Genomic DNA, 14261 nt, shown 5'->3' with positions numbered 1-14261 from the left:
TGAAACACCCAAACTTCTTGAACTAAAGATAATAATCAAAAGGAGGAAAAATGATGTTACCTATATATATTCGCCCGTATGTCTTAGATGATGCGGCAGTTATTCTTGAGATGAACTTACGAAATCGTGAACACTTCGAATACTGGATGCCAGTTAAGCCGTTACCCGAACAGTACACGTTAGAGGGGCAGCGGGAACGAATTTTTCGTCATCAAGAGTTGATGAAACAAGATGCTTATTATGCTTACGGTGTTTTTTTATCAGAGACCGATCAATTGATTGGCGATGTCTCAGCGATGTTCATCCAGCGTGGACCAGCCGAGACGTGCATGATCGGCTATCAGTTAGATGCCGTCTATGGTGGAAAAGGATATATGGCTCAAGCGGTCGGATTGTTCGTAGACCATCTATTTGATGTCCATCAGTTCCACCGTATTCGTGCTGAGGTCATGCCGGCGAACGTCGGATCGATTCGTGTTCTTGAAAAAGTCGGATTTCGTAAAGAAGGAATCGCGAAGCAAAACCTCTTCATCAATGATGCCTGGGAAGATTTTATTTTGTTTGCTCTATTAAAAGAAGACCGGGAGGAGTCAGGTCATGCCAATCTCTGATTATTATGCCAATCTACGGCGACATGTCGGAACACAATGTCTGTTTACACCATGCGTCGCAGCAATCATTCGAAACGAAGCAGGGCATATCCTTTTCCAGGATCCAGGTGGTCCGTTTTGGAGTTTGCCTGCCGGGGCGATTGAACTAGGAGAATCCCCTGCACAAGCAGTCATTCGCGAAGTCTATGAAGAAACGGGTCTATTCGTTCGACCCGTCCGACTAATCGCGACATTTGGTGGGGAATCGTTTCGACTTACGTATCCTGACGGAAACGAGGTCGAGTATGTAGCAACGATGTTCGAATGTGAGGTAGTCAGTGGGAAGCTCGAGGCCATTGATGGGGAATCTAAGCAACTGGCTTATTTTCCAAAAAATGAGCGTCCGCCACTTGCCTTGCCTTATCCTGATCAAGTGTTTGAGAAATCGGAGGCATCGAGTTATTTCGATTGGGAAGAGCAGTGGTTGACTGATTTACAACAACAATATTGTTAAAATCCGAACATTATTTTTTTGTTAACTAAAAAAGTTCATGAAAAACCTTAAAAACACGAAAATTTCTTTGACACTATGATAACAGTTCGTTATAGTAGTCAATGGGCGAATGATTATCGCCGATATATAAAAAATATTCGTAATTAGAGGTGTTATTCATGGATGTAGTATTCGATTATGAAGATATTCAATTAATTCCAGCAAAATCAATCGTTGGTAGTCGTTCGGAATGTGATACGTCAGTCGAGTTCGGCGGTCGTCGTTTCAAGCTTCCGGTCGTACCCGCAAACATGCAAACGATCATTGATGAATCGATTGCTTTGTTCTTAGCTGAAGGCGATTATTTCTATATCATGCATCGATTCGAACCGGCACGACGTCTAGCGTTCGTTCGTATGATGCAAGAGCGTCAACTGTTCGCTTCGATTAGCGTCGGTGTCAAGGAAGAAGAATATCAGCTGATCGAACAGCTCGCGACAGAGGGACTAACTCCTGAATACATCACGATTGATATCGCACACGGTCATTCGGAAGCAGTCATTCAGATGATTCGCCACATCAAATCGCTTTTGCCAACAAGTTTCGTTATTGCTGGAAACGTCGGTACACCGGAAGCGGTACGCGAACTTGAGAACGCAGGAGCAGACGCAACAAAAGTCGGGATTGGACCAGGTAAAGTTTGTATCACGAAAATTAAAACAGGTTTCGGTACAGGTGGTTGGCAACTCGCAGCACTTCGTTGGTGTGCGAAGGCAGCAAGCAAACCGATTATCGCCGATGGTGGTATTCGGACGCATGGGGATATCGCGAAGTCGGTTCGGTTCGGTGCTTCGATGGTCATGATCGGTTCACTTTTCGCAGGGCATGAAGAATCGCCTGGTGAGACACATGAAGTGGACGGGGTGCTCGTCAAGGAATATTTCGGTTCTGCTTCTGAGTTCCAAAAAGGCGAACGCAAGAATGTTGAAGGGAAAAAGATGTTCGTCGAGCATAAAGGAAGTCTAGCAGATACATTGATTGAAATGGAGCAAGATTTGCAATCAGCGATCTCATACGCTGGTGGAAATAAATTGAAGGCGATACGGACGGTCGACTACGTCGTCGTCAAAAACTCGATTTTCAACGGTGATAAAGTATTTTAAGTATGATGAATCCGCTCTTAACAGAGCGGACTTTTTTTGTTTCCTTAGCATAACTCTTCCATAGGAGGGGTATAAGTCAAATGGACCGAAAAATTCGGAATATTTTGGATAGGGAGTGATTGACATGCTATTTGAAACGACATCGTACTTAATTGAAAAATTCGCTACCGTTCGCAACCAAACGATTGCCTTAATCGAACCGCTCGAAGCAGAGGATTTCATCATTCAAGCTAGTTCAGACGTGAGTCCGCCAAAATGGCACATTGCCCATACGACTTGGTTTTTTGAACGGATGATACTACAGGAATATAGTGAAAACTATCAAGTCTTCCATCCGAAATACAATTATTTGTTCAACTCGTACTACAATTCAATCGGACCTTATCAACCTCGTCAACAACGGGGAATGTTGTCACGTCCGACCGTCGAGGACATCATCGCTTACCGGGCATATGTCGATGGACAAATGATCGAGTTCTTGAAAGAAGAACGGACTCCAGAAGACCAACGAAAAATCGAAGCATTGGTCGAGATGGGACTACAACACGAACAACAACATCAGGAATTGATTTTGATGGACGTGAAGTATAACTTTTTCACGAATCCGTTATTACCTGCCTATCAGTCAAAGTCGTTAGAACCGGACGTGCCTGAAAATGCACTCATGGAAACATCCTTTATCCCATTTGAGGAAGGACTCGTCGAGATTGGTCATACAGGAGACGGTTTTGCGTTTGATAACGAGAGTCCGCGCCATAAAACGTGGCTGCATCCGTTTGAATTAGCGACACGTCCTGTCACGAACGGGGAGTATTTGGCATTTATTGAAGCAGGTGGCTATGAAAAGTCAGAGTATTGGTTATCTGATGGCTTTGCAACGGTTCAAAAAGAAGGCTGGAAAGCGCCATTATATTGGATGAAGGATGACGCGGGAGAATGGACGATCTTTACGATGAATGGCGTCGAACCATTGCGGCTCGACGAACCAGTCTGTCACGTTAGCTTTTATGAGGCGGATGCTTACAGCCGTTTTAAAGGGAAGCGTTTGCCGACAGAAGCGGAATGGGAATGGGCTTCTCGTCAAGTCGATTCCGTTACGAAGCGCAACATGATGGGAAATGGTACGTTTCATCCAGTCGTAGTCAAAGAGTCAGAGACGACACTTGCGAGCATGTTCGGTAACGTCTGGGAATGGACATCAAGTCCTTATAGTTCGTATCCAGGCAGTAAACCACTTGAGGGAGCACTTGGAGAGTACAATGCGAAGTTCATGTGTAATCAAATGGTACTACGTGGAGGAGCGTGCGTGACGCCTGACGATCATATTCGCGAGACGTACCGAAACTTCTTCCCACCCGATAAACGCTGGTTATTTGGCGGCTTCCGATTGGCGGGTGACATGTGATGCGCGAGACGGTCATTGGCTACGACTTATATACTCCGCAACAAAACATGCGTTTAGAAGTCATCGAAGGTCTGATGCGCGAACAAAAAGTCTTACCGGCGAAATACTTTTATGATCATATCGGCTCCCAGTTGTTCGAGCAGATCACGCAACAACCGGAATATTATCCGACAAGAACGGAACTTGCTATCTTGGAGCAACACCGAGCGGAAATCGCTCAGAGTATTGGGGATGTGCATACGCTGATCGAATATGGAAGTGGAAGCAGTCGTAAAATCCAGATGTTGCTTGAGACGTTTACGCACTTGGATACGTACATGCCGATCGACATCTCAAAAGACTTTTTGATGGAATCTGCTCGTCAATTATCGGAGCGGTATCCTGCATTGCATATTAAAGCTGTTTGTGGTGATTATTCACAAGCCATTTCCTTACCGGTAGAGGAGTCTCAAAAACGGGTCATCTTTTTCCCGGGTTCGACGATCGGGAACTTTGAACCGGAGGAAGCGATGCACTTTTTACGTCATTCATCGCGGATCCTTGAAAGTGGAGATGGATTCTTGATCGGCGTTGATCTAAAAAAATCGACCGATGTCCTTGAACGTGCTTATAACGATGCAGCCGGTGTCACGGCAGCATTCAATTTGAACATGTTGACGCACTTGAACCAGATGCTCGATGGAACGTTTGATGTGACCCGATTTAAACATCATGCTTTTTATAATGAAGAAAAAGGACGAATCGAAATGCATCTTCGGAGTCAACTTGATCAATTAGTACAAGTCGGAGACGTGACGGTTCCGTTTAAACAGGGGGAGACGGTTCATACGGAGAACTCCTATAAATACAGTAAAGAAGAGTTTGAGACTCTCGCTCGTCAAAGTGGTTTTCATCCGGTCAATTGCTGGATTGATGATGACAAACGATTTAGCGTGCATTATTTAGAAAAAATGTAACGGCGTCATAACTAAAAAACACTCCTACACGTAAGCTTCCGTTAAAAGCATGACTGGGGAGTGTTTTTCATAGGTTAAAGTGTCTTATTCGATCCGTGCACCTTCAGGTATCGGATGTTCCGGCACGACGAGAATCGGCATCCATTGTTCTGAACGCCCAATCTCAAGCACTCGTCCGGACTCTTCTGGCGTACGACCAGGTACGTTGAGTACAGCAATCGCTTGTTTTCCAAGCAGCTCGTGGACATCAGGTCGTAGTGAATCCCAAGCGAGTGAAAAAGAACGTGTAAATCCGTCGAATTGTAGCTCAAGCTGAATTGAGCCATCCGTGCGATTCGAAATCGACTGGATCGTACCGACACGAATATCTAAAGCATCAAATAATTCAAGTGAAACTACTGGTTTCATGGACAATGACGTACTTCCTTTCAAAAAGCATAAAGTGAGTTAGGAGTCGAAAGAGACGTATGTCGGCTCATAGGTCTGCCATTCGATATCAAGCGTTTGATGATTTGCAAGCTTCGCTAATTGGCTACCGAGATAAGGTCCAATCGTCAAACCGGATGCGCCGAGTCCGTTTGCTAAGAACACGTTTGGATGATTTTGAAGCGGTCCGATTACTGGTAACGAGTTTTTTGTATAGGGACGTAAGCCGATACGGAGTTCATCAATTGTCGTTTCCTCGAGACTTGGTAAGACAGGTAAAGCACGATTCAATAAAGCATGCATTCCTTTGACGGTCGGCTTTAAGTTGTAATCGGTCTGTTTCTCATGTGTCGAACCGACGATCAGTTTCTTTTCGTGGATCGAAACCAGGTACAATCCGCGTTGTCCCATGACGACAGGCCACGTCGTTGATGTAGAATCCGTCAAGTCGAGTTGTAGGATTTGTCCCTTCTCTGGGTGCAAATCGATTTTAAGGTCAAGCGGCCGAAGAAGGTCATTCAACCAAACGCCTGCCGTTAAAATGAAGTGGTCTGCCGAGTACTGTTCGTTTTCCATGGTTATACCGGTGACGACTCCTTTGTCTACGACAAGAGAAGCATCTCCTTCTAGTACAGTCGCACCGTGTTCGACAGCCCCACGGATCATAGCGGCACATAAGGCACGTCCATCAACACGTGCACCGCCAGAGACGAATAAGGCATCTTCGATCTGTTCAACGAGCGGAAACAGCGTTTTGACACGTTCTTGATCGAGTCGTTCGATCCGTTCGATGGCAGGGGCTTCTGGAAAGCGGTTTTGCGCAATCGTCTCCATCTTATCGATTTTTGATGTTTCGTGTAAGGCGATCGCTCCAACTTGCTGATAACCTGTGCTCGTCTCGCCGAGTGCTTCGAGTTCAGGAATCAATGTCTTGTAAAAATGAGCACCGTTATTCGCTAACTTGTACCATGCTTTATTGCGTCGTTGTGTCATCCATGGACAGATGATGCCCGCTGCCGCATGGGAGGCGCGACCGGGTTCCTTCCGATCAACGAGTAAGACGCGTTCACCAGCCTTTGATAAATGATAAGCTGTCGAGGCACCAAGAATTCCGGCACCGACAATGATATGGGTGTACATGAAAAATTCAACTCGATTCTATTCAATTGGAATATCTTATATTGTAGCAGTAGAAGATCCGGGCGACTAGCAAGAGTGAGAATCGGATCGGTAGCACATCGAATAATGGGAAATGATGGGGAAAGTGAACTTTTTCGAAACCAATCACGTATACTAAATATACAGTTTCTATAAACTGTGAATTAGATGATTAGAAACAGTTGAATTTGGAAACATACCCTTATAGGCATCATGTCCTGTCATCATTGACTTTGAAACGGTCCATCATGAAGGAGGGGAAGGCAATGAATATGAGTCAAGCCATCGTACGCAAACGCTACACGGATCATACTTTATTTTATTCCGCCATCCTAATCTGGAAATTGCTATTCTTCCTGCCACTGCTCATGTTCGTCAACAGTGGCACGGACCATGTGTTTCAAATGTATTTCGTACCGTATCTAACGGTCATCTTGTTGTTTCGCGTGATGACCTACTTCGCGACCTATAAAGCATCTTTTATGGAGATGACGGAAATGGGTCTCTCGCTATCTTTACTCATCGCAGATGTATATTTGATTGCTTTGTTCGATATTCCACTTCCATTTGCCTTGATTATTCTGTCACTCGCTTTACTCCACTTCAGTGCAGCGTTTAGTCGTTTTCGATGGTTCCGTCGTCGTCTCTGGTTGAATCGACACCTTGAGATCCTCAATTATTTGACGGATCACGGTGAAGTTCCGATTAAAATCGCCGTCATGGCAGAAGATGAAATGCTTGTAACGACGAAAAGCGGTAAAGAATTTACGTATCGTCAAGTATATTGGAGCGGTTTTTATATTGAACATGGTTGATTGTCTATAAGAAAAAGGATTCCCTTTCTGGAATCCTTTTTTGTTGCATTTGAAATAATATAGTACGCTTAAATAATAAAAGGGGGGAGAGGAACTTGATTCGTTGTATATTGATCGATGCGAACGATACGATCATTTTGACAGATGATATATTTCGGATACAAGAGCCGGGTATCAAACGCTATTTCGTTGATTTTAATCAACCGACAGATACAGAAAAGCAAAAATTGATCGATGCCTTTGATTTTCATCCGCTGGCGATTGAAGACTGTTTTCATTATTTACAACGTCCGAAGCTCGAGTATTATGCGGATCATAGTTTTTTTGTCCTTCATGCACTTGATGAAGGAACGTTGATGAGTCGTGAAATCAATTTGTTCGCAAGTGATCGGCATCTTGTTAGCTACCATGAGCAATCCTCGCCGGAAATTGACGTCGTGTTTGAACAATACAGTCATTGCCTACACACACAAGAAACGGTCGATCTCGTACATAAAATCATGGATAAGATCGTCGACGGTTATTTTCCGATCGTCCATGCGACAGAAGATGAATTGTTTGCGCTTGAGGAACGCTATCGATCACGCGGAAACGATCGTCGGTTGATGGAAGAAATTTTCGAACTAAGAGCGCAGTTACTTCGAATCTCGCGGACAGTCATGCCGATGCGGGACTTATTGTATCGGGTCGTCGAATCGAAGCGGTTATCGATTCATCCGAAGAAGCAAGCATTCTTTCGCGATTTGTATGATCATTTACTAAAGTTATCCGAAATGATTGAATACAACCGATTGATGACATCTGAGTTTCGGGATAACTTCATTTCCCTCAATTCGTACCGGATGAATAGCATCATGAAGACGTTAACGATCTTTACGACGATTTTCATGCCGTTGACGTTCATCGCTGGTATATATGGCATGAACTTTGAACATATGCCAGAACTGACCACCCGGTATGGTTATTTCGTGACGTTAGGGGCAATGGGACTCCTTGCTTTAGTGATGATTCTGTTCTTCAAAAAAAATCGTTGGTTTGATGAATAAGGAGAGATGTAAGTGGATATTCGACAGTTACTTTTTTTTACGACAATTGTCGAGCAAGGCTATAACTTAACGCGTGCTTCGAAACACTTGTCGATTTCGCAACCGGCGCTTAGTCAGATGATTCGCGACTTCGAACAGCTGGAGCAAGTGGAACTATTCATTCGAAAGCACGGACGGTTGACAGGGTTATCGGAAACGGGACGTCAATTGTATGAAGATGCGAAGATCGTTCTGACACGTCATCAAGCATTGATGGGGCATCTGCGCGAACGCTCAAACGTCGTCCGAGGGAAAGTCCGTCTCGGAATCCCGCCTGTCATTCTCCCTGTGTTATTTTCACAGTTAATCCCGAAGTTCATGGCGGAACATCCTGGGATTGAACTCGAAATCATCGAAGAAGGGGCGTTTGAACTCAAACGTCGACTGCTACTTGAAGAACTCGATTTGGCTATTTTGATCGAACCAGGTGAATCCTATGGCATTGAACGTTTTCGATTGATTGAAGATGAAGTCGTCGTTGCCGTTCGCCCAAATCATCCGTTTCAAGCAAAAGAAGCTCTATCTTATAGTGATATCGGAAATGAACCACTCGTCATCTTAAATGATCGATTCATGTTACATCATCAAATACTATCGGAGTTTCGCAAAGTGCAGCAAGAACCGAATATCTTCTTCATGTCTGGTGCATGGGACTTGTTGATCGGGATGGTTCAAGAACTCGACGTCATCTCGATCCTACCGGAACCGATTCTGCGGTTTCATCATGCGGATGACATTAAAATCATCCCGTTCGAGCCGCCGATGTTATGGGATGTCTCGTTGAACCGACTTGTCGGGACAGAATTACGCCCAGTCGTCCGGCACGTCCATCAATACATCGTCCACTATTTTCAATCGTTCTGGCCAACGCCTGTGCGGTGAAGAAAATACAAAAGACCGGAACGCGTCGCGCTCCGGTCTTTTGTATGGATTGATCATGTTTCATGACGTGACGTGCTGCGTCAGATTGCGAATCTTTGCGGCAGCTTGTTTATAAGGTGTCAGTGTCTCTTGTGCCTGTAACGTCGCACGTTCACTCTCGAGTTGTTCGAGTGCTTGGCGTAACAGGTGCTCTGAAAGGGATGTTAAAGAGACATCTAGATGTGCCGTCGCGACTGTCAGCAAACGCTCTTGTTGAGCAGTAGTGTATGCGAGTGCTTCTTGTTTAGTTAACGTCGCCAGTTCTTCCTTCAGTTGTTCTTTCTCATTCTTCTCAAAGAAGGCTTTCGCATTCCGGAAGTGGCGTTTGACACCAATATAAGGGGTTGCATCCTCGAAGGGTCCGTCGAACGTCATTTCTTTCAACCGAGAGACCGTGACAGGCGCGAGCTGGAAGGATTCGTTCCATTGCTCAAGCAACTGTTGCTCCTCTTGCTGACGACGGACTAAGGCCGCTTCGAGCCATTGGTCGATGCGGAAATGCGTGACCCGGAGCTCCTGCTCAAAGTCGAACCGTAGGAATGTCAACAGTTCCGTCAAGGCCTCCTGTAGTGCTACTCCTTTACTCGTCTGAGCAAAACGAACGGGATTATAGGCTTCTTTGAAGAAGTCAGGGAAACGGTAATAAATGCGTTGTACGACATGGTGCAACAGTTCATGAATCTCTGCTTTGAGTGCAGGTTCGATCAAAGTAGCACGATTGTCCTCGAAACGATCGGTGACCTGCTGTTCTAAAGTAGACAGTTCAGCCAGCCGTTCTTCTTTTCGCAGGAGGTTTGCTTCAGTCGCAACGATGAACCGTTCGAGGCGCTCGACGGTCTTTTCCGTCTGCTCAGACAACGATACTTTAGCAAGACCGGTCAAGTCCTCCGCTAGGAATTGATGAAATGCTTCCTCGAACTCGGGTAAACCGGAAATTGAATCCGTTCGCTCTTGCTGCTTTTCGGCGAGTCCTTGTAAGCTCGAGACTCCATACAGTCGGGGCGACCGAATCCCGAAGCGTTGCAGTTCCGTAGCGACATAGTTCAAGACATCTTGACGTTCGCTTTCTGAAGCAGCGAGATCAATCGCATTGACGAGGAAGAACATCTTATCGAGTTCGAATGCATCTTTGACACGACCGAGTTGAATCAAGAATTCACGGTCAGCGCGAGCAAAGGCATGGTTGAAGTACGTGACGAACAAGATTGCATCCGCATTTTTGATGTAATCGAAGGCGACATCGGTATGACGGGCATTGATTGAATCCGCTCCTGGTGTATCAACGAGTGTCACGCCGAGACGAGTTAAGGGACTATCATAATAGAAATCGATGACATCGACGAAACAGCTTCGTTCTTCCTGTGCGACATATTGTTTAAAAGCTTCTTGATCGACCGTCTGGACGGTACCGATGAATGATTGAACGGTTGGGAATCCTGTCAAGAAAGCACGCAAGAACGGATCCGTCAGCGATGCGGCACGTGGTAAGAGCGTATCGTATGCATGTTTCGTTGACTCGAACGTCATCGTTGCGACCATCGCTTCATTTAAGTCTTCAAGCATCGCTGCTTCCGACTTGAATGTGACTTCTGCCACGCCGTGCGAGTGTGTAGTGTCAACGGGATGAATCCGGTTGATGGACGCGGTCGTTGGGTTCGGAGAGACGGGTAGTACCTTCTCTCCGAGCAAAGCATTGCAAAACGATGATTTTCCGGCACTGAAGGCACCGAATAAGGCAATCGTGAACGATTGGTGTGTCAGTCGATCCAATTTGTCATTTAAATAAGCGACGGCTTCTTCAAAGCCCTGTAGACCATTCAGCTGCTGACGGATTTGAGCAACATCTTCTGGTGCAAACCGGACGGATTGTTGCTCACTGATCGTCTTCGCGAGCTCAAACGCAGTTGTTTCTGTCACCGATTCATACCCGGTAAAGGAAACGATTGTCGCTTCTTGCTGAATCAATTGCTCTTCCCAGACTGAAACTTGTGTCCGAGCCTGTTCGAGCTGTTGGTCAGATGGATTGGCAACGCCATACTCATATCGCTCGAGTGCTACGGTAGCCTGTTGCCATGCTTGAACGTTGTCCCATTTATGCTGTAGTGACGTTTGTTGTTGCAATAGCTCAGCTTGTTCTTTCGGGAAAGTTGATGTCAACTCTAGTCGAACATGCTCCCGCCACGCATTCGTTTCCTTGACGAACCAAGCTTGTGTCTGTTCGGCGACACGATTCGTGAACTGGAGCACCGATTCACCCGTGATCGTAATGCCAGTCGGCAGGGCACTCTCGAGTACGGAAAGCGGCGGGGCGAGTGAAAGCTGATCGATCGCGACGATATGCATATCCTGCAGGAGACCAAGGTCGCGTAACGATTGTTTCATCAAGTTACGTAAATGGAGCGAAATCTCGGAAGCGGTCACCGTCTGATAGGCACGCAACACATCTTGTGCAATCTCTGCTTGAGCCGCTTCCGTTTTTTTTGTACTTCGGAACAATCCGACCTTGAAGTCGCGTTGGCGTGACTCGAGGAAACGGCGCATCTTCTCGCGTAATTCGAACGGCATCAATGTCGCATTTTTCAATAGTTGATCTCGATGCAACGAAAACGTCTGTACCCAGCGGTCCGGCTGACGTGCTTCTAATTGTTGCGAAACGTGGGCTAATTCGGTTTCGATCGTCTCTGGATCACGTCGTTCAGCGTCATTCAATTGTTCAGCCATCGTCTCGTGGGCTTCTGAGACGAGACGTGTGAGATAACGTGTATGCTCTTGATGAAGACTTTCAAGCGTTAAAGCGGCAGAAGCCAACAACTTCGGTTGAGCATCACGAATGCTTTGTTTGACGAGCTGTTCGACTTCCATGAAATCGTTATACGGATGATCTGGTTTCCGCAGGCTTGTAAAGAAGATCCCTTTCGGCGCGACACCATGTTCAGCGAAAGATGCATGGACCGAGCGGCGGAAGGCGTCGAATGATAGTTCATCTTCACGATGTTTATCGATTTGATTGACGATTAAATATAGTTCCGGTACGGCAGCTTGTAATTCATTCGTCACCATGAAGTTCAATTCAGATTGAACATGATTGTAGTCCATGACGTAAAGCAAGATGTCAGCCAAGTGAAGGGCGGATTCCGTTGATACACGGTGGGCATCATCGACCGAGTCGACGCCTGGTGTATCCATCAAGACGAGACCAGGAGGCAGATCGGACGCAGCATGCGTCAAATCGATTTGACGGACATCACCACTCTTCCCAAGTGTTTTAAGATGCTCCTCTTGCTCTGTTGCTGTCAGACGAACAGAAGGCTGTTCATGAAAGTGAACGATCGCTGAATCAGTGTCCCCTTGTTGAAGTGTCACGATGTTCGCACTCGTCGGAATCGGACTTGTCGGTAAGACCGATTCACCCGTCAAGGCGTTGATCATGCTTGACTTTCCAGCCGAGAAATGACCAGCGAAAGCAATCGTGAACTCTCGTTTCAATAGTTTCATAGCGAATTTATCTAGTTTATCTAAACGGAGTTGATCCGTTGAAGGTTGAATCAACGTGGCGAGTGAAGCTGTCGCTTCGAGTTGGTTCGATAATCGTTCCTCAAATGAGCGCATGCAATGAAACCCCTTTCTTTCAGTCATCGTTCAGTGTATCACGATTTTTTTAGTTTCGTCATCCTTCTGCAAGCGACAAAAAACGATCCGCCAAGGAAGAGGCGGATCGTTTTAATCGGGATCAAGATGACGGAACGATTTCGTCTGCGTGTGTTGATTCTTGTTCCGTCGAATGAATTCGACGCAATAAGTGTAATTTAAAGAGATACATGACGAGCAAGTGAACGTTCGCCTGCGTCACCTTATAGAGTATCCACGGTAAAGCAGGGACGAATTCGTGAATGGCAATGATACATTCCTGTGTACCGGGAATTTGCCGAAATTCAATCCGACCCCGGCTATCTTCCTCGACTTTTGCGAACAGTCCGCCGGTAATCCGGTATGTCGCCATTTGTCGATCACGAACCGGTTCCTTCGTCAATTCAAGTAGGGGTTGTTCGTAAAATGGAATGTTTATTCCAACGACTTGATCTTTCATAGTTGATGATAGGAAAGGACGTGCAAACGAAGATAACCAATCCATGTAATCGTCAGCTGCCCAGTCGGCATCGCGATCCTTCGGCAAAAGAACACGTTGAACTGAACGAACGTCAAGGGCGTCTGGTGTTGAAGACGACGAGGAAGAAGAACCTTTTTTTTCTTCCTCCTCTTTTAGCGCATCACGGACCGATTGTTCGAATGTAATTTTTCCGTCACTGATCCCTGGAACCATTTTTTCTGGATCTGCAACCATCTCATGAACCATGCTTTCAACGAGTGGATAGACGGTTTCTTTTGGTTCTCCAGACACGAGCGTCACCCAAAGTCGAGATAATTTAACGGTCAATAAAGGAATATCGATGGTCGGTTGTCGTTTTCCCATGATGTCAGCAGTTCGAAGGATCATCTCTTTATAGGTCATCGCTTCCGGTCCACCGATATCGATTGCCCGGTCTTTAACATCATCGCGATCGACACTTTCACCAAGTGCATGAATGACATCCGGTAAAGCGACGGGGTGTGTCTTGTTACGTGTCCATCGTGGGAGTGCCATGACGGGGAGGCGTTTGACGAGCTTCGATAAGATTGGGAAAGATGAGCCTTTTGGACCGACAATCAATGCGGCACGGATCGTCGTCACCGGTGTGCCATAAGCACCAAGAACGCGTTCGACCTCGAGTCGGCTCTTTAAGTGACGCGATAGATTTTCTGTTTCCTCAGGAATGATACCACTTAAGTAAATGATTTGTCGGATACCATTTTCTTTTGCTGCACGGGCAAAGTTATCGGCTAACAATAAGTCCATGTTTTCAAACGACCCTTGTGTCAATTTAGCAGAAGGCATCATCGAATGAACGAGGTAGACAGCGATGTCCGCTCCTTTCATACCAGCAATCGTATCGTCTAGAGAAAAGAGATCGCACGATCGCCATTCGACACGTTCCTCATTGTCCTTATCATCGCCGTTTCGAGAAAGGGCAATGACGTCATATTTTTTCTTCAGTTCGTTCAGTAGATTGTGACCGATGTAACCGGTAGCTCCGGCTAAAGCTAGGCGCGTTGGCATGGATGTAAACTCCTCTCTTATTATCTGTTGTAATGTACCCCCAATCGTGTCAGTTCAATCGCAAGAGGATACGCTGAGATGATTCAGTTGGATG

At 46.0% G+C, this 14261-nt stretch carries 12 protein-coding genes; 8 read left to right on the top strand and 4 right to left on the bottom strand.

Translation table 11 applies throughout. From position 1 onward, the window contains the following. Positions 1 to 53 precede the first annotated feature (53 nt). From VJ374_RS09300 to egtD, 5 genes are all read left to right on the top strand, one after another. Positions 54 to 611, top strand: coding sequence for a GNAT family N-acetyltransferase (locus VJ374_RS09300; RefSeq protein WP_329468641.1), 558 nt, complete (start codon positions 54 to 56; stop codon positions 609 to 611). Next, the gene (locus VJ374_RS09295; RefSeq protein WP_329468639.1) at positions 598 to 1104 is read left to right on the top strand and encodes an NUDIX domain-containing protein; all 507 of its coding nucleotides are present in this window, start codon (positions 598 to 600) and stop codon (positions 1102 to 1104) included. The genes VJ374_RS09300 and VJ374_RS09295 overlap by 14 nt, the downstream gene beginning before the upstream one ends. A 158-nt stretch (positions 1105 to 1262) precedes the next feature. Beyond that, positions 1263 to 2246 carry a GMP reductase gene (gene guaC, locus VJ374_RS09290; RefSeq protein ID WP_035407471.1) on the top strand — a complete coding sequence of 328 codons (984 nt, stop codon included), beginning with the start codon at positions 1263 to 1265 and terminating at the stop codon, positions 2244 to 2246. Between the two features lie 124 nt (positions 2247 to 2370). Beyond that, entirely contained in the window at positions 2371 to 3651 is a 1281-nt protein-coding gene (gene egtB / locus VJ374_RS09285) for an ergothioneine biosynthesis protein EgtB (protein ID WP_056061882.1), read from the top strand. After that, positions 3651 to 4607, top strand: a complete 957-nt coding sequence (egtD, locus tag VJ374_RS09280; protein WP_056061879.1) for an L-histidine N(alpha)-methyltransferase — start codon at positions 3651 to 3653, stop codon at positions 4605 to 4607. Before egtB ends, egtD begins: the two co-directional genes overlap by 1 nt. A gap of 84 nt (positions 4608 to 4691) precedes the next feature. Here egtD and VJ374_RS09275 read toward each other — a convergent pair whose 3' ends face one another. Both VJ374_RS09275 and VJ374_RS09270 read right to left on the bottom strand, forming a co-directional pair. Next, positions 4692 to 5015, bottom strand: coding sequence for a hypothetical protein (locus VJ374_RS09275; protein WP_056061877.1), 324 nt, complete (start codon positions 5013 to 5015; stop codon positions 4692 to 4694). A 39-nt stretch (positions 5016 to 5054) separates the two neighbouring features. Then, positions 5055 to 6173 (bottom strand): NAD(P)/FAD-dependent oxidoreductase, encoded by a 1119-nt coding sequence (locus VJ374_RS09270; protein ID WP_035407485.1) that lies wholly within the window; start codon positions 6171 to 6173, stop codon positions 5055 to 5057. 284 nt (positions 6174 to 6457) lie between these two features. Here VJ374_RS09270 and VJ374_RS09265 point away from each other — a divergent pair, with 284 nt between their 5' ends. The 3 genes from VJ374_RS09265 to VJ374_RS09255 all read left to right on the top strand — a co-directional run bounded on the left by VJ374_RS09265 (position 6458) and on the right by VJ374_RS09255 (position 8973). Then, a complete protein-coding gene (locus VJ374_RS09265; RefSeq protein WP_035407488.1) occupies positions 6458 to 7006 on the top strand; it encodes a hypothetical protein in 549 nt (182 codons plus the stop codon). A 95-nt stretch (positions 7007 to 7101) separates the two neighbouring features. Then, positions 7102 to 8052 (top strand): magnesium/cobalt transporter CorA, encoded by a 951-nt coding sequence (gene corA / locus VJ374_RS09260; RefSeq protein WP_056061874.1) that lies wholly within the window; start codon positions 7102 to 7104, stop codon positions 8050 to 8052. A gap of 12 nt (positions 8053 to 8064) precedes the next feature. Further along, on the top strand, positions 8065 to 8973 hold the full coding sequence (locus tag VJ374_RS09255) for a LysR family transcriptional regulator (RefSeq protein ID WP_035407494.1): 909 nt from the start codon (positions 8065 to 8067) through the stop codon (positions 8971 to 8973). A gap of 60 nt (positions 8974 to 9033) precedes the next feature. On the opposite strand, the gene VJ374_RS09250 is transcribed toward VJ374_RS09255, so the two are convergent. Both VJ374_RS09250 and VJ374_RS09245 read right to left on the bottom strand, forming a co-directional pair. Further along, a complete protein-coding gene (locus tag VJ374_RS09250; RefSeq protein WP_329468633.1) occupies positions 9034 to 12621 on the bottom strand; it encodes a dynamin family protein in 3588 nt (1195 codons plus the stop codon). 121 nt (positions 12622 to 12742) lie between these two features. Further along, a complete protein-coding gene (locus VJ374_RS09245; RefSeq protein ID WP_290750952.1) occupies positions 12743 to 14167 on the bottom strand; it encodes an NAD(P)H-binding protein in 1425 nt (474 codons plus the stop codon). Positions 14168 to 14261 lie beyond the last annotated feature (94 nt).

Origin of the sequence: Exiguobacterium sp. 9-2 (assembly GCF_036287235.1) — a bacterium.
Classification (GTDB): Bacteria; Bacillota; Bacilli; order Exiguobacteriales; family Exiguobacteriaceae; genus Exiguobacterium_A.
The sequence above is the reverse complement of the archived record's forward strand: the minus strand, read 5'-3'. Positions and strand labels throughout refer to the sequence as shown.